Source organism: Bacillus sp. AFS088145, assembly GCF_002564465.1.
In the GTDB taxonomy this organism is placed as follows: domain Bacteria; phylum Bacillota; class Bacilli; order Bacillales; family Bacillaceae_G; genus Gottfriedia.
In genome coordinates this window covers 28394-45574 of sequence record NZ_NUUX01000043.1, presented here as the reverse complement: position 1 = coordinate 45574, position 17181 = coordinate 28394, and the positions used below count along the sequence as shown (strand labels likewise).

The 17181-nt window shown below is 33.9% G+C and carries 16 protein-coding genes; 2 read left to right on the top strand and 14 right to left on the bottom strand.

The window, feature by feature from the left end; translation table 11 throughout:
• Positions 1-218: 218 nt before the first annotated feature.
• The gene (gene cmpA / locus COI44_RS21235) at positions 219-329 is read left to right on the top strand and encodes a cortex morphogenetic protein CmpA (RefSeq protein ID WP_088014579.1); all 111 of its coding nucleotides are present in this window, start codon (positions 219-221) and stop codon (positions 327-329) included.
• Here cmpA and COI44_RS21230 read toward each other — a convergent pair.
• From COI44_RS21230 to msrA, 13 genes are all read right to left on the bottom strand, one after another.
• Positions 319-2517 (bottom strand): Tex family protein, encoded by a 2199-nt coding sequence (locus tag COI44_RS21230; protein WP_286164032.1) that lies wholly within the window; start codon positions 2515-2517, stop codon positions 319-321. The two genes, cmpA and COI44_RS21230, sit on opposite strands and share 11 nt — an antisense overlap.
• Positions 2518-2635: 118 nt before the next feature.
• Positions 2636-2986, bottom strand: a complete 351-nt coding sequence (ndoA, locus tag COI44_RS21225; protein ID WP_056476047.1) for a type II toxin-antitoxin system endoribonuclease NdoA — start codon at positions 2984-2986, stop codon at positions 2636-2638.
• A 4-nt stretch (positions 2987-2990) separates the two neighbouring features.
• Positions 2991-3272 carry a CopG family ribbon-helix-helix protein gene (locus tag COI44_RS21220; protein WP_056476050.1) on the bottom strand — a complete coding sequence of 94 codons (282 nt, stop codon included), beginning with the start codon at positions 3270-3272 and terminating at the stop codon, positions 2991-2993.
• A gap of 144 nt (positions 3273-3416) precedes the next feature.
• Positions 3417-4583: an alanine racemase gene (gene alr / locus COI44_RS21215; RefSeq protein ID WP_098429686.1), complete on the bottom strand. Its 1167-nt coding sequence runs from the start codon at positions 4581-4583 to the stop codon at positions 3417-3419.
• A 168-nt stretch (positions 4584-4751) separates the two neighbouring features.
• Entirely contained in the window at positions 4752-5771 is a 1020-nt protein-coding gene (locus COI44_RS21210; protein ID WP_098429685.1) for a LolA family protein, read from the bottom strand.
• 341 nt (positions 5772-6112) lie between these two features.
• Positions 6113-6466, bottom strand: coding sequence for a holo-ACP synthase (gene acpS / locus COI44_RS21205; protein WP_098429684.1), 354 nt, complete (start codon positions 6464-6466; stop codon positions 6113-6115).
• 25 nt (positions 6467-6491) lie between these two features.
• Positions 6492-7457: a UV DNA damage repair endonuclease UvsE gene (gene uvsE, locus COI44_RS21200; protein WP_098429700.1), complete on the bottom strand. Its 966-nt coding sequence runs from the start codon at positions 7455-7457 to the stop codon at positions 6492-6494.
• A gap of 125 nt (positions 7458-7582) precedes the next feature.
• Positions 7583-9133: a degradosome RNA helicase CshA gene (cshA, locus tag COI44_RS21195; protein WP_098429683.1), complete on the bottom strand. Its 1551-nt coding sequence runs from the start codon at positions 9131-9133 to the stop codon at positions 7583-7585.
• Positions 9134-9552: 419 nt separating this feature from the next.
• A complete protein-coding gene (locus COI44_RS21190) occupies positions 9553-10935 on the bottom strand; it encodes a UDP-N-acetylmuramoyl-tripeptide--D-alanyl-D-alanine ligase (RefSeq protein ID WP_098429682.1) in 1383 nt (460 codons plus the stop codon).
• An 80-nt stretch (positions 10936-11015) separates the two neighbouring features.
• Positions 11016-12116 carry a D-alanine--D-alanine ligase gene (locus COI44_RS21185; protein ID WP_142329294.1) on the bottom strand — a complete coding sequence of 367 codons (1101 nt, stop codon included), beginning with the start codon at positions 12114-12116 and terminating at the stop codon, positions 11016-11018.
• 286 nt (positions 12117-12402) lie between these two features.
• A complete protein-coding gene (locus tag COI44_RS21180) occupies positions 12403-13674 on the bottom strand; it encodes an MDR family MFS transporter (protein WP_098429680.1) in 1272 nt (423 codons plus the stop codon).
• A 169-nt stretch (positions 13675-13843) separates the two neighbouring features.
• Positions 13844-14071 (bottom strand): hypothetical protein, encoded by a 228-nt coding sequence (locus COI44_RS21175; protein WP_097978935.1) that lies wholly within the window; start codon positions 14069-14071, stop codon positions 13844-13846.
• A 276-nt stretch (positions 14072-14347) separates the two neighbouring features.
• The gene (msrA, locus tag COI44_RS21170; protein WP_286164028.1) at positions 14348-15295 is read right to left on the bottom strand and encodes a peptide-methionine (S)-S-oxide reductase MsrA; all 948 of its coding nucleotides are present in this window, start codon (positions 15293-15295) and stop codon (positions 14348-14350) included.
• Between the two features lie 151 nt (positions 15296-15446).
• Here msrA and mscL point away from each other — a divergent pair, with 151 nt between their 5' ends.
• A complete protein-coding gene (gene mscL, locus COI44_RS21165; protein WP_098429678.1) occupies positions 15447-15836 on the top strand; it encodes a large-conductance mechanosensitive channel protein MscL in 390 nt (129 codons plus the stop codon).
• A gap of 82 nt (positions 15837-15918) precedes the next feature.
• On the opposite strand, the gene COI44_RS21160 is transcribed toward mscL, so the two are convergent.
• On the bottom strand, positions 15919-17124 hold the full coding sequence (locus COI44_RS21160) for a C40 family peptidase (protein WP_098429677.1): 1206 nt from the start codon (positions 17122-17124) through the stop codon (positions 15919-15921).
• Between the last annotated feature and the right edge of the window lie 57 nt (positions 17125-17181).

The window sequence follows — 17181 nt, the reverse complement described above, 5'->3', positions numbered from 1 at the left end:
ATGAGAATTTCAAAAGATCTTATTAGTACGATTTATGCTAAATGGGCTGCTCTTAGTAAATCTCTCTACAACGGCGTAATTTTTACTATCAAAATGAACAATACAGTTATCCTTTTTATACAATGTATCGGAAGGTTACCCCTCACTCATTTATTTCATCGCCCATCCTCAAAAAAAGATGGGCGAAGATTTTTAAGTTGGAGGTTTTCATCATGGCAATGCCTAGTTGGCTTAAATCTCAAATTCAAAAAGCATTTTATGAAAAAAACCGTTATCAAATTAAACTATTGAATCAATGTTGGTTTTACTATCAAAAAATTAAGCTTTGACGATTTCTTTCGATTCAATTGGTAGCATAGATAAACCTACTCTTTGTTTCTTTTGGTCTACTTCAGCAATCCATACTTTTACTACTTGACCAACTGATACAACATCAAGCGGATGCTTAATAAATTTGCTACTCATTCTAGAAATATGAACAAGGCCATCGTTCTTTAATCCAATATCAACAAATGCACCAAAATCGACAACATTTCTTACTGTTCCTTCAAGTTCCATCCCTATTTTTAGGTCTTCAATTTGAAGAACATCTTGGCGAAGGATTGGCGCAGCTAATTCATCTCGTAAATCTCTTTCAGGTTGCATTAATGATGCTAAAATATCTTTTAGCGTAATTTCACCAATATCTAGTTGTTCTGATACTTCTTTTAAATTAATCGTTTTTAACTGTTCTTTCAATTCATTTGAACCAATTTGACTCGTTGAGAAATTTAATTGCTTTAATAATTTTTTTACTTGTACGTAACTCTCAGGGTGAATACTTGTACGGTCTAAAGGCTCATCTCCTTCAAGAACACGTAAAAATCCAATACATTGCTCATATGTTTTAGCGCCTAATCTCGGTATTGTTTTAAGCTCTTTTCGGTTTGTAATTTTCCCTTTTTCGTCACGGTAATTAACAATATTTTTCGCTACTGTTTTGGACAATCCCGATACATATTGAAGTAGTGAAACTGATGCTGTATTTACATTTACACCAACTTGGTTAACAGAAGTTTCAACGACAAATGATAATGATTCATTTAAGCTCTTTTGAGATACATCGTGTTGATATAATCCTACCCCAACAGATTTAGGATCAATTTTTACTAGTTCTGCTAACGGATCTTGTAGTCGTCTTGCAATTGATACTGCGCTTCGTTCCTCTACTTGGAAATCTGGGAACTCTTCTCTTGCTAACTCAGATGCTGAATAAACACTTGCACCAGCTTCATTTACGATTACATAGTAAGTATTATTTTTCATTTCTTTTAAAATTCCAGATATAAACAGCTCTGTTTCTCTCGAAGCTGTACCATTTCCAATTGCGATCATTTCTATTTTATATTTGATTAGAATATCATTAATTTTTGCAACTGCTTGTTCTCTTTTATTTCTTTGAACCTCTTCTCTTTCACCTCTGAAAGGATGAGGATAAATCACATCTATTTTAAGTACTTTACCCGTCTCGTCTACTACTGCCAACTTACAACCTGTACGGAATGCAGGATCTACTCCTAGCACGATTTTCCCTTTTAATGGTGGTTGCAGTAATAATGAACGTAAGTTTTCTGAGAAAATATTAATTGCGTGTGAATCAGCTTTTTCGGATAATTCTTTACGAATCTCTCTTTCAATTGAAGGCTGAATTAATCTTTTATATGCATCTTCAACGACTTCCATTAAGATTGCTCGTACAAAAGTGTCCTTTGTAATGACCCTTTTTTCTAGATATAAAATAATTTCATCAAAAGGAGATTGAATTGCAACCTTTAAAATATCTTCTTTTTCAGCACGATTCATTGCTAGTATTCTATGTGGAACAATTTTCGAAATTGGTTCAGTGTACTCGTAATACATTTCGTATACTTTTTTCTCGTCTTTTTCGGAGTCTTTTACCGAACTATCAATCGTTCCCTTTTTGAAGGTAAGTTCACGAATCCACTTGCGATAAGTAGCATCATCTGCAATCCATTCCGCAATAATATCTTTTCCACCTTGAATAACTTCATCAACTGTATTAACTTCAAGTTCAACATTTATGTATTTTAACGCTTCATCCGCAAGTGAACCTTCATTTGGCATTGAAAATAACCATTCTGCAAAAGGTTCTAACCCTTTATCTTTTGCAACTGTAGCACGAGTTCTTCTTTTTTCTTTATATGGTCGGTATAAATCTTCAACCTCTTGTAACTTTGTAGCTAATGTAATACTTTTACGTAAGTCTTCAGTCAGTTTCCCTTTTTCCTCAATTAAACGGATTACTTCATTTTTTCTCGTTTGAAGATTTACAGCATACTCATATTTTTCTAAAATGGAATGAATTTGCACCTCATCAAGAGAACCCGTTTTTTCTTTTCGATACCTGGCAATAAAGGGAATCGTATTTCCTTCTTCCTTTAATTCAATTACGGTAGCTACTTGTTTTGTAGTAATCGATAAATCAGATGCAATTTTATTAATCAATTGTTGTGACAAAAATAACGCCTCCAATTTTTGGGAATTTTTAAAGGACCTAAAATAACCCTTTCAAGACGAAAGGGTTACAAAACAATTTATTATAATCTATGTAGGTAAAGCTGCTATAAAAGCAACTTTAAAAATCAACAAGTCCTAAACTGATTTGCAACGCTTCGTCAACCTGATCCATCATCTCATCATCAAGATGTGTTATCTTATCGGTTAATCGTTGTTTGTCAATCGTTCGAATTTGTTCTAGTAGTATAACCGAATCACGTTCAAATCCATATTTTTTAGCATCGATTTCAACATGTGTTGGAAGCTTTGCTTTTTGGATTTGTGCTGTAATCGCAGCGACTATAACGGTAGGACTAAAACGATTACCGATATCATTTTGTATTATGAGAACCGGACGAACTCCACCTTGTTCTGAGCCAACTACAGGGGAAAGGTCTGCAAAATATACGTCGCCACGTTTTACTATCAAGTGATTACCCCCCGCTAACTAAGCGCTCCACTTTAGAATCCGCTTCAGACTCAGCATAGAATGACTCAGAAGATATTAATAAGTTGATTTTAGCCATTTCCATGTATCCACGTCGCATATGTTCGCGACTTTGGCGTCTTTTGCGATCTTTTAAAAACATCTTAGTCGCTTGATAAATATACTCATTTCGATTACCGTTTTCTTGCTTTACTAATCCATCTAGTTCGCTTACTACATGTTTTGGTAAACGTACTGTTATTTCAGTTGTCGCATTTAGTTCGGACAAGTTTCAGCACCTCCAGAATCAACTATTACCCATATATCTCCCTATACTACATCATACCATTATTTTCAGTGATTGGAAAGACACATATCTTCGTTTATCTTAACCAAATAACAGTGTTTCATACTTTAATACATCAAATTACAATTAATCTGATACTAGATAATTACTTATGGACTTAATATTTCCATTCTTTTTATATACCCTTGGTACTCTATGATTTATTAGGCACGTTACTTCATAATTGATTGTATTCATATGTGTAGCGACTTCCTCAGCCGTTATTGCTCCATCCTTACTTTCTCCTATTAAAGTTACTTTTGTACCAACAGGATAATGTTTAGAAAGCTTGATCATACACTGATCCATACAAACTCTACCAACGATTTCTGCCTTTTCACCTTCAACCAACACAGAAAATCCTTGCATATCTCTAAGCCAGCCATCTGCATACCCGACTGGTAACGTCGCAATCCACTCAGAATCAGAAGTAAAATATGTTGCACCATAACTTACACCACTATTAGCTGGTAATTGCTTAATATGAGAGATTTTCGTATAAAACGATAATGCTGGCTTTAATGTAAATGGTAACATTGGTTTTATGTCTAAAGATGGAGTTAAACCATACATGATAATACCAACACGTACAGTATTAAATAAGTTTGTTTCTAATGCAGCCGCTGCACTATTTGCACAATGCAGTAGCTCCGGAGAGAATCCACTGCTCTTAACCCAATCTATACATTCATAAAATTTGTCTAGTTGCTCATTAAAATAGGATCTATTTAGCTCATCAGCAGTAGCGAAATGTGTAAACAAACCTTCTAGTATAATTGATGGATTTTTTCGTAAGATCGATGCAGCTTGCTCCCATTCAGCTTTTGTTTTTAGACCTAATCTACCCATCCCAGTATCAAATTTAATATGAATCATTGTACGATCTGTGCTTTTTAGATTTTTAGAAATACCTTCTAACCAATCAACATTATATGCCGTTAAAGTTAATTTATTCTTTATTGCAACGTTAATATCCTCTGGTCTAGTTGCTCCTAACACTAATATCGGCGCCTCTATACCCGCGTTGCGCAGAAAAATCCCTTCATCAATAAAAGCAACTAATAATCTTGTTGCTCCAGACTTCAATGCTTGTTTCGCTACTTCAACGTAACCATGTCCATATGCATTCGCTTTTAAAGCTACATATATTTCTTGATGATTAGGGTAAAGCGATACAATATTTTTGATATTTTCCTCAATTGCATCTAAATCTACTTCTACCCAAGTGTCGCGATAAAATGATGTTTCTGTCATGATCTACACTTCCTTATCGATTTACCCATTACTCTTTTTTTATATGTGTAAAATTATTTGCTTATTTTACTATAAATGTCAACCAATATACTACTCATTTATAGTTTATTTAAAATTTAAAAAGGCGTGATAAAGCATCATCACGCCCTTTTAAGTTTGAAAAAAATATTATTTTGTGCCTGTATCTCCGACTGATTGGGCAACTTGAATTAACTCACCTTGAGTTAAGTTTTTAGAAACAATCGTAAAATCTGTTCCACCGTATGACCATGTGATCATCTTATCTGATAAAGCTCCTACCGTTTTACCTAAATCTACTGGTTCACCAGTGATTTCCATCGTTGTTCCAGACTCTGAAATTCGCGCTTTTTCCTCTATTAAAGTAAACGATTTTTTATCACCTTTATATGAAAGTATAACCTGAACACCATTGTTTGTTTTTACTTCTTGTTGATCATCTAACACAACACCCTTCATTAAATAATTAGGGTAAAGTGTAACTAATAAATTAGGATCATTATTTGGATTTGTAGATGTAGGTACACTTAAACGAGCGCTCGTCATATTTTTCTTCACATCAAAAGCATCATTATCAAACTTCGGATTGTATAGTACTTTATCGAATTTAACATCCAACACAACATTTTTATCTGTATCTAATAGTTTTACTGATTCAGGTGTCAGACCTTTTTTATTAAATGTAATTTCTTGTGTTGGGAGCAATTGTCTATTTGTGTAATTTGTTTTTGTTTCAAACACATATCCTTGCTTAGTTGTTTTAAACGTTGCATTCTTATCTTGTACTAAGTCATTAACTAATGATTCCGGTAAATATGGCTGACTGCTGTTTGATGGCCAATCACTTTGGAAGCGATAGCTTTTATTTAATGCTGGCGTTAAAACAAACACACCCTCTTTGTTTCTTAAGATAATTTGGTTTTGATCACTCTTAGCATTTTTTAATTGTACGCGGTAGTAAGAAGGCTTTTTATGCCAAATGACTACTTCATACTTTTGAGGATCATTACCATTATTAATCGTTAATGTTGCATCAGCCTTATAGCCATTCATTTTTTCCATCTGATTGCTAAGTGAACCTACAACATCATCTTTCGATTTCTTGCCACATGCAGCCAATGATAGTACTAACATGATTGTCAAAAGCATCGCTACAAGCTTTTTCTTCATCTCCCCAGCTCCTTTATTCCTCTTAAATTGTTAAAAAGAGAATTTTGTGCAAAGGCTTATGAATAAATGTGCGCGAGTAGCTTAGAAGTAAAATCTAGATTTATTCATGCACGTTGCAACCTTGCTTCTCATATCCTCATGAAACTATATGAGGTCAAGCTCTAAAATATGCAGACTAGCATGACAAGCTAATTTAAAAAATTTAAAGAAAACACTCTGATTGGCTAGGGCAGTAAGTGAAGACAATGGAGTAGTTACACTTATTAATTAATCTTTAAAATTTAACTACTAAGAGTACAAAAAAGAAAAGCCACCCAAAAGAGTGACTGTTTAAAAGGGTATTATATTTGCTGTAAGACCACTTGAGCAGCAGCATAATGTTCAGTATGCGTAATTGATAAAAACGGTATAAACGGCAAATCAACGGTTAAGACAGGCTTACCTTTTTCGTCATTCAAGATTTCAATGTCATGAAATCCTAATTCCTTCCCAATTCCTGTACCAAAAGCTTTTGAACATGCTTCTTTTGCGGCGAATCTTCCTGATAAAAATTCAAGTTTTCTTCGTTCTGATAAGTTTTCGTATATTTCATATTCTGCTTCAGTTAAAATCCTTTTCGCAAACCGTGGCTGCGAGCTTATAATTTCTTTCATTCGTTCAATTTCTACTAAATCTAATCCAATACCTACGATCATATTTCCTCACCCTAACTTTCGAGTACTACGGTTTAAAATAAAAGTTTGAATCATTAACCATTTCAATAGACGGATGAGCTTTCATATCATCTATTAATTGAAATAGTGCATTATCTTTTTGTTTTGCTTCAATCATACAATCAATTTGCCTAACCGAGCCATAAATTTCATTTAAAAATGTAATAAAAATGTTAGGGTCCACAAAATCTGCATGAGCACGTATGTCTTTCTCATCTCTAGGACTTGATATATGCATTTTCATAGGCAAACTCGAAGCTTTCCATGTATCGACTGCATAGCTCCAATTTTTAACCCAATCTTCATTTGTGTGATTGACTAGATGATGATGATAGTCAAATACAAGCGGTACTCCTAATTTTTCACAGGCAAATAATGTTTCATCAAACGTAAAGGTAGTATCATCATTTTCAAACATTAGCATTTTTTGAATTTGCGCAGGAACAAGGCTAAAATTCTCTATTAATTGTTCCAATGATTTTTCCTTATCATCATACCCTCCACCAATATGGAGTACACATCGTTGTTCTGTATTAATCTTCATCGCTTTTAAAAGTTGATAATGCATTTTTAAGGTTTTTACGGATGTTTTTAATAACTCTTCATCAGTTGAGTTCAAGATAACGAAATGATCTGGATGAAAATCAATCCTCATTTCATTCGTAATTGCAAATTTACCTAACTCGAGTAAACTTTCCTTTAATGGCTTTATGTAATTCCAATCTGCTACTTCTTCATGGTTTGCTAATGGTATTAACTTACTGCTCAGGCGAAAAAAAGATATATCATGTGCCTTGTTGTGCTTTAGTAGTCTTAGACAGTTATTAATATTGGTTTTAGCAATTTGCTCTAGCTTACGAATAGCCGCATCTTTATCCTTTTGTTTTAAAAACTGAGCAACCGTCATTGTCTTTGATGGCGAGGCGTTTTGTAAATTCATACTCATTGCGACATACCCAAGTCTTACTAACATTTTCATTCCAACTCTCATATGTTTTTAATTAGTTTATGGAATCTACCAAAATTCACACATTACGAGAGAATAAAATTATATACAAAAAAGGTACATGGATTTTACCATGTACCTTAACTAGTTTCTTATTTACTGCTGTCTTGTGGTTTGCGTTGTCCACCACGGTTGTTATTATCACGAGAACCTTCGTTACGTTTGCCACGGAAGTTTCCTCCGCGGTTATCACGGTCTCCACGACGTCCATCTCCACGACGATTATCGCTACGACGTCCATCTCCACCGCCACGTCTATTTTCGCCACGACGGTATCCACCGCCACCGCCACCGTTTCCTCCGCGTCCGCCACGGTCACGTTTGACCATTGGTGGCTCATCAGTTAAACGAATTGGTGTTTCATTTGGCTCTTTTGTTAACATTTTTAAAGCTGCAGCTACAACACTTACAGAATCATGCTCTTCAAGTAATTCTTCTGCAATACGTTTGTAGAATGCTAAATTATCACTTTCCATAGTCGAAGTTAATTTTTCAGCAATGATACGTTGTTGACTTTCAATTGCTTCGTCTAATGTCGGTGCAGTCATACGTTCCATACGACGTTTAGTTGTACGTTCGATATTTTTTAATTGATTAAACTCACGAGGAGTAATAAATAACATCGCTATACCTGATTTCCCAGCACGTCCTGTACGTCCAATACGATGAACATAGCTTTCAGGATCTTGTGGAATATCAAAGTTGTATACATGTGTAACTCCAGAAATATCTAATCCACGTGCTGCTACATCAGTTGCAACTAAAACATCAATTGAACCAGCTTTAAATTTACGAAGTACTTGCTCACGTTTTGCTTGTGATAAATCACCATGAATACCTTCTGCAGCATATCCACGTAAGTTTAATGCTTCTGATAATTCATCAACACGACGTTTTGTACGGCCGAAAATAATCGCTAATTCTGGTGTTTGAATATCTAATAAACGTGTAAGAACGTCAAATTTTTTCTTTTCTTGAACTTCAATAAAATGTTGTTCAATGTTAGGCATTGTAACTTCTTTTGCTTGTACTTTTACGATTTGTGGATTTGTCATGAAAGTTTCTGCAATGCGACGAATTGGATCAGGCATAGTTGCAGAGAAAAGAAGTGTTTGTTTATTTTCTGGAACCTCTTTTAAGATCGCTTCAATATCTTCAATGAATCCCATGTTTAACATTTCATCCGCTTCATCTAATACAACTGTATTTACATTGTTTAGGCGAATTGTACGACGGTTAATATGGTCTTGAATACGACCAGGAGTTCCTACAATAATATGTGGGAATTTTTTTAATGAACGCATTTGACGATTAATATCTTGTCCACCGTATATCGGAAGGATTTTTACACCTTTATTCATACCGATTTTGTGTAACTCTTCGCCAACTTGAATAGCTAGTTCTCGTGTAGGAGCGATAACAAGTCCTTGGACATTGTTACTATCTACATCAATTTTTTCTAGTAATGGAATACCAAAAGCGGCTGTTTTACCAGTACCAGTTTGCGCTTGACCAATTACATCATGGCCTTGTTTTGCTAATGGAATAGTCTGCGCTTGAATTGGTGTAGCTTCCTCGAAGCCTAATTTTTCAATCGCAAACAGGATTTTACTACTTAATCCTAATTCTTGAAATGTTGTCAATTTGGTTAATCTCCTTTGTATCTCAATTGATCTATAAAAATTTTAAAAATTATATGTTTCGTGACTGTTTCATATGGAAGGTTCGTTTTTAGTGGAAAACAATAGTCCGAAGTATCATGAAAAGGAAACAATATCTACCCATTATACGGACATTCTATCTAAAAAGCAAATGAAGTTATATTCTAACAATTTGTTTTCCAAACTATATTTTACCCTTAAATTATCTTTAAATTCGCCATAAAATCATGTTTTTAGCCTTCTTCATCCCTTATATTACGAACAGTTTTCATTTGTTAAATTACGCGTATAAAGTTTTCACTTCGTATATTTTTACATACAAGAAGCGAAGAGCAGAACGAATGAAATTAAGGAAAATTTTTTATCCCTACTTCTCTTGCCTTCCCTTCCTGATTATATGCTTACCCCTGATTTAGTAACACATTTACAACTTCTTCTAATTTCATTCCCCTAGAAGCTTTAACTAATACTAGGTCATTTGGTCGAACTTGTTGTAATAAATCTTCAATTAACTTATTTTTATCTTCGAAGCTTTTTACTCTTGATGAGTCCATTTGTTCAAAGGCTGATGTTGCTGCAAATTTACTTAACGTTCCAAAAGTATAAAGAAAATCGAAATGAAGATTTACAACTTCTTCTCCAATTTCTTCATGAAAAGCAATTTCTTGATCACCTAGTTCTAACATGTCGCCAAATATAACAAATTTTCGATTATAGCCCTTTAGTTCTGAAGCAAATAAAAGAGCAGCTTTCATTGATGTAACACTTGCATTATAGGCATCATTAATTATTGTTATTCCATTTTCATTCTTTAATAGTTCCATACGCATTTTTGTCATTTCTAAATTCTGCATACCAGAACTAATTTCTTCCCATGTTAATGAAAACTTTCTCGCAACTGCAATAGCTGCCAATGTATTACTAATATTATGTTTGCCTAGTACGCCCAATTTGAAACGGACATCCTTAGCTTTATTTATTTCAAATTCACTACCAGATTCATTCATTTCAATAAATGTTGGATATACATCATTACTTTCGCTTAAACCAAAAGTTTCGATTGTATAGATTAAGTTTTTGTCTTTTGTACCTTCGATTAATAATGGTTCATCCCCATTAATGACAAGTAATCCATTCTTTGATAGTCCGCTAGCAATCTCAAGCTTCGCCTTTGCGATCCCAGCTCTTGAGCCTAATTCCTGCATATGAGACTCACCGATGTTTGTAATGATTGCCGCGTCAGGTTCAGCTAAATTAGATAAAAATTCAATTTCTCCAAAATTGCTCATACCCATTTCTAAGACAGCAACTTCTGTATCTTCTGCCATCGCTAATACTGTTAACGGAAGTCCGATATGATTATTAAAGTTCCCTTGTGTTTTATGTACTTTATATTTTGCTGAAAGAATGCTAGTTAAAATATCTTTTGTCGATGTTTTTCCATTACTTCCTGTTATACCAACTATTTTACCATTCCACTCACTTAAATATGATTTAGACAGTTTTTGTAACGCTTCTAATGTATCATCAACTAAGATGACAGATGCGTTTGTTGGTACATTTGAAAACTTTCTAGAACAAAGTACTGCTTTAGCACCATTTTCAATTGCTTGAGGTAAAAATTGATGTGCATCGAATTTTTCACCGATCAGCGGTATAAATAATTTTCCATTTAAGTCTACACGAGAGTCTGTTGAAACTCCGTTGATTGTTAAATCTTCACCCTTTAATTCGCTACCAGGGATCATGTTAATGATTTGAGATAAAGTACGTACGATTGACATTGTCACCGACTCCTCTTCTATAGCATTTTTCTTCTATTCACATGAAAACACTATTCAACCATGAATAGTGTTTTCAATTGTTAAATATTATATTTAATTTGTTGTTTTTGTTCGTAACGTTCAATTGCTAGGTCTATTAATTTTTCAATTAATTTTGGATATGTTAATCCAGTAGCCTGCCATAATTGAGGATACATACTGAATGGAGTAAATCCAGGCATTGTATTAACTTCATTCATTAATACGCCACCATCTTCTGTTACAAAGAAATCAGCACGAGTTAAGCCTGATCCATCGATTGCTTTGAACGCAACTTCTGCATAATGCTTAATTTTTTCATATGTTTCAGTTTCTACAGGAGCTGGGATAATTAGACCAGTATCGCCACTCTCATATTTTGCAGTATAATCATAAAATTCTACAGATGGTTTGATTTCGCCAACAACAGAACATTCAACTTGATCGTTACCTAATACAGCAATTTCAATTTCACGTCCAACAATATTTTCTTCAATAATTATTTTACGGTCAAATTGGAACGCTTCTTCAAATGAAGCCATTAATGCTTCACGATTTTTAGCTTTCGTAATACCAACACTTGAACCTAAGTTTGCAGGTTTAACAAATACAGGATAGCCTAATTCTTTCTCAACTACTTCATAGCAAGACTCTGCACTTGATTTCCACTCTGTTTTTAAGAAATGTACATATTTAGCTTGAGGAATTCCAGCCTGAGCAAATAAGTTTTTCATAATCACTTTATCCATACCAGCCGCTGAAGCTAATACACCATTTCCTACATAAGGGATATTTAATAGCTCAAGTAAACCTTGAACTGTTCCATCTTCACCATTTGGTCCATGTAATAATGGGAAAATAACGTCAACTGGGCCAGTTGAATCTTGATTTGAAGCTGCAGGAATAATTGATGAAGTTAACGCGACAGGAGCGATTTCATTTACATGTTGATCTTCATTTGAGAATTTTAAAGCTGCAACACTTTCTACTTTCCCCTCAATTTGTTTCCCTTGTAACCATTCGCCTTGTTCTGTTATATAAATTGGATACACATCAAATTTTGTGTGATCTAAAGCAGAAATAACGGCAAAAGCTGTTTGTAATGATACTTTATGTTCAGCAGATTTACCGCCATATAATAATCCTAACTTAATCTTCATGATGTTCCCCCTACTATTTTTTGCTCTCCCTATTGTACCACTTTATACAAATGTGTATAAGCTTTTATGGGTAGAAACCTATTTTTCTTTACAACATATGCAATGATATCTGTTTTGTGATTTCTTTACAACTAAAAAAAGCATAGCTCCACTTAAGCTATACTTAGTTTGTAGACAAGGGTACAAAAACTTAAATTCCAGACTTATTGCATGTGTTTCCGGGCAGTTTAACAAGAGTAATAAGCACTACTTAACTGACGAAGTAACAAAGAAACAAGCGTCCTTAGAACTATTGCGCTATACCCTGTTGGTTATCTCTAATCGCTACTTTTTCATCAAGTGAGCGATACATTATTCCTGATAGTACAACTCCTGTTCCAAGAATTATAAAAAGCCATATTCCAAGTTTTAAATCAAATAAAAATCCACCTAATAAAGGTCCAAGAAATCCACCAATCGTCCATTTCATACTACCAACCGCCATATAGGTCGCTCTTAAATCTTCAGGTGCAATATTCGCCACAAATGTCATTTGAACTGGCGACATGACCATTTCCCCAAAAGTGTAGTATATGAAGATAATTGCCAAGAAAAATAGAATTATCCACTTACCTAATCCAACTGTAAGTAATATTGGAGGTGCAAGGCCGATTGATAAAATACCTAAGCCAAATAAAATGGTTCCATAAAACATCGTTTTTCCAATTGAACGATTCGATAAATAACTTGAAATCGGAAATTGCAAAAGAACAACTAACAATCCATTAAGCGACATTAAAAATGGGTAAGGATTCCACATACCAAATTGAGATTGAAAGGTTTGTTTAAAATAAAGTGGAAGCATTCCCTCAATTTGAGAGAAACCCATTGAAATAATTACGCCTGTTGCCACGTAAAAAATTAATAATTTATCAGATCTAATGATTTTCATAACCTTTTTAAAAGGTATTTTCGTTACTTCATTCTTTTCATTAACATTCTTTTCTGCAGGAAGTGTTTCTTTTAATAGAATTAATTGTGCAATGCTATAAAGCCCTAAAGTGATTGCTGCAATATAAAATAAACTGTCTTTCGAAAAGTAAACAACTGAACTTCCTAATAACGGACCGATTACAGTGCCTACATTACTTCCTACCCTTAATAATCCATATGCTTCCGTTCTTTTCTCTGGTTCAGTAACATCAGCTACCATAGCAGAAGCTGCTGGACTAAAGAACGAGTTACTAATACCTAGTAAAATTGATAAAATTAAAAATGCTGTATAGCCTTCTGCTAAAGCAAAGGATACTAAAATAAGAGATGTTCCAAGCGTCGAATAAACCATCATACGTTTTCGACCATATAAATCTGCGAGTCTACCACCAGCCATCGAACCAAATAATGATGCTATAGGTGAAATTGACATAATAAATCCTACCTTTAGCATTGAATCAACTTTTCCTTCTAGGTAGAGTGCAAAAAATGGCATAAGCATCATCATTGCACTACTCGTTATCGTTTCACCAATCACTCGAATCCACACATTACGATCCATACCTTTTAACTTTTTAAAAAAATTCATCCTTTAGCGGCACCTCCTAGTGCATCATAACTTCCATATTTTAATCGTATCGGAAGAATTTTTAGTTTCAAATTACTTTATACTCGTATCCGATAAAATATGTTATACAAAACAAAAGGGCGTTCAAATGACTTATCGCCATTTGAACACCCACTCTTTTTTTAAACTTTTAAACTTGTTCTTTTGAAGAAATTGAGAACATCAATCCCAAAAAAGTACCTAATAGAAATAAGGTTGAACAAGAGCCCATCAATACTATGCTCACCGTTAAGCTTACGCCCGTATGTAAGAAACCGCTTCCAGTGAAATATAGTAAAAAAAGAATAAGACCAATAAAAAAGGCAATACCAGAATATTGAGTATATGTTTCAACGATTTCATAATCAGTTCGCTTCATAATGATTAACCTCCTGTTTTCATCTTTTTTGTGAATTGCAATACCTAATTTGTGACAACTTTGTGACACTTTTATATTAACACACTTATTTCATAATTGTAAATATTTTCAGAAAACTTTTTAGAAAATATTTAGGACAAAATTAAAAAACTAATGATTAGGTAAGATCAATTCCATCTCCCTTCTAAATAAACAAAAAAACCGAGACGAATAGCTATCTCGGTCCAAATTTTAATTATTTCAATTAGAACGTACTTAGTTAAATATCCTTAGAGTCTATTTAAGAAAGATACTCTTATAATTGCCATAGCCCTCTTCTTCCATTTTTTCATATGGAACAAATCTTAATGCCGCAGAGTTTATGCAGTAGCGAAGGCCCTCAGGTCCAGGTCCATCATCAAATACATGCCCTAGATGCGAGTCAGCTTCAGAACTTCTGACTTCAATACGTAACATCCCATGGCTATAATCCTTCTTCTCTTCAATTTCGCCTTTTAGAATCGGCTTTGTAAAACTTGGCCATCCACAGCCTGAATCAAATTTGTCTAATGAACTAAATAAAGGAAGTCCTGATACGATATCAACATAAATCCCTTTTTCTTTATGATTCCAAAACTCATTTCTAAATGGCGGTTCAGTTGCATCTTCCTGAGTAACAGCATACTGAATTGGTGTTAGTTTTTGCTTAAGCTCCTCTTGGCCCGTTTTCCAGTGTTCCTTTAAAAATTTTTGACGACCAGATCCTTTAAAGTAAAGTTGGTAACGAACCGGGTGCTTTTTATAATAATGCTGATGATAATCTTCTGCTTCATAAAATGGTTTTGCAGATAAAATTTCAGTCACAATTGGTTTCTTGAAAACGCCACTTTTCTCTAGTTTATCTTTCGAAGCTAAAGCTTGCTCTTTTTGATTTTCATTATGATAAAAAATTGCAGTTTTATATGAACTACCTCGATCATTAAATTGCCCACCTACATCTGTTGGGTCAATTTGTTGCCAAAATAAGTCCAATAATTTTTCATACGGATAGACTTCCGGATCAAATGTGATTTGAACAGCTTCATAATGACCTGTTAAATGAGTACATACTTCTTCATATGTCGGGTTTTCTTTTTCCCCACCTGTATAGCCTGAAACAACTTTTATAATTCCGTCCTGTTGATCAAACGGTTTTACCATACACCAAAAACATCCACCAGCAAATGTAGCCAATTCTGTGCCCATACCTATACTCCTCCTAAAAATTGTCATTAATTATATTTACCATATCTAATAGCTGATATAAATATTTTTGCTTAAAAAAGCCCAATTGCTAACTTGAAAGAATTAAGATTTGTATGTAAACTTATACGATAATTACACAGGAGGAAATAAGATGTTAGAAGAATTTAAGAAGTTTGCTTTAAAAGGAAATGTACTTGATTTAGCAGTCGGGGTAATTATTGGTGGTGCTTTTGGTAAGATCGTATCTTCATTAGTTGGAGATATAATGATGCCAATTTTTGCACTTATCGTAGGAAAACAAAACTTTACTGCTTGGCATTATCATGAGATTAAATATGGCTCATTCATCCAAACAGTAGTCGACTTCCTAATCATCTCAATCTCAGTATTTTTCTTTGTTCGATTAATTAATAGACTTTCATTTAGAAAGAAAGAAGCAGAAGAAGCAAAACCCGTTGTTCCTACTAAAGAAGAAGCTCTACTTATTGAAATACGTGATTTATTAAAAGAACAGGTTTCAAATCAAAAAGGTATAAGCTAAACGCTTATACCTTTTTGATTTTCCTTAAAACAATATAAAAAACCTCGTACTATACTAAATATAATACGAGGTTAATAAACTATTAGAATTTTCCATAGCCTAAGAAGTGAGAACGAACCCAGCTATTACTTAAGCTGATTACGCTGATCCCTTTACTTCCAGCATGAACCATTTTATTTCCACCAATGTAAATACCCATATGTGAAGGACCATTAATATAAGTATTTTGTAAGAATACTAGGTCACCAGGTTGTGGAGAGCTGATTTTTGTCGCATTGCTCCAATATGTGTTTACATTTCCACGAGAGATGCCATATCCATTATGTGAGTATACATACCAGATGAAACCACTGCAATCGAAACCGCTTGGAGACGTTCCACCAAATACATAAGGTACACCTTGGAATTGTAAAGCATAATCTACAAGTGAGTTTCCAGTTGCTGCTGGACCATCATTATTTGAACCTGAATCAGGTTTAGAATTTGAATTTGAATTTGAACTAGAATTTGAATTCGACTTCGAATCAGAATTTGAACTAGATTTAGTAGCTGGCGTGCTAACGCTGTCATCTTCTTCATCATCGCTAGATAATGCAGCTAACTCAAGAGATTGTTGCTCAAGACGTTGAACTCTTTCATCTTCTTTTGCATTCTCTAATTCTTTAACAGCTAACTTTAAGTTAGCTTCAGCAGTATTTAATGATTTTTGTTTTTCAGCTTGTGATTTTGAAAGTTCACTTTGTTGAGCCACTAAATCTTCTTTTGCTGTTACTAAAGATTCTTTCTTCTGGTCAACAAGTTGTTTTTCTTTTACTACTTCTGCTTGTTCAGACTTTTGTTCTTTAATGATATTTTCATCAGCATCAAATAGTGTTGAAATTGAGTTTACTCGATTAAAGAAATCTACGATTGAATCAGAATTAAATAAAACGTCTGTTACTAGATTAACTTTTGGTTGCTTTTGCATTGCAACTAAACGATCCTCTAATAAATCGTTACGTTTTTGAATTCTGTCTTCTAAATATGTAATTCTTGCTTTTTTATCTTTAATAATTTCTTCTGTTTCAGAAATTTCTGCTTTTTTTGCTTCTATGTTTTGCTTAGTTGTTTTAATTTGTTGATCTATTTTCTCTATCTCGTTGCTTAATTCTTTAAATTGTGATTGGAACTTATCTACTTCAGCTTGCTTTTTTTCAACTTTGCTATCAGCTAATACTGAAGCATTTGGCGCTAATGATAATACTATTGTACTTGCCATCGCCAGCACTGCTAGTTTTTTTCTTAACATTTCAGCGTATCTCCTCTCGCTAATCTACGTAAATATTTATACCATAGATTCCCGAAG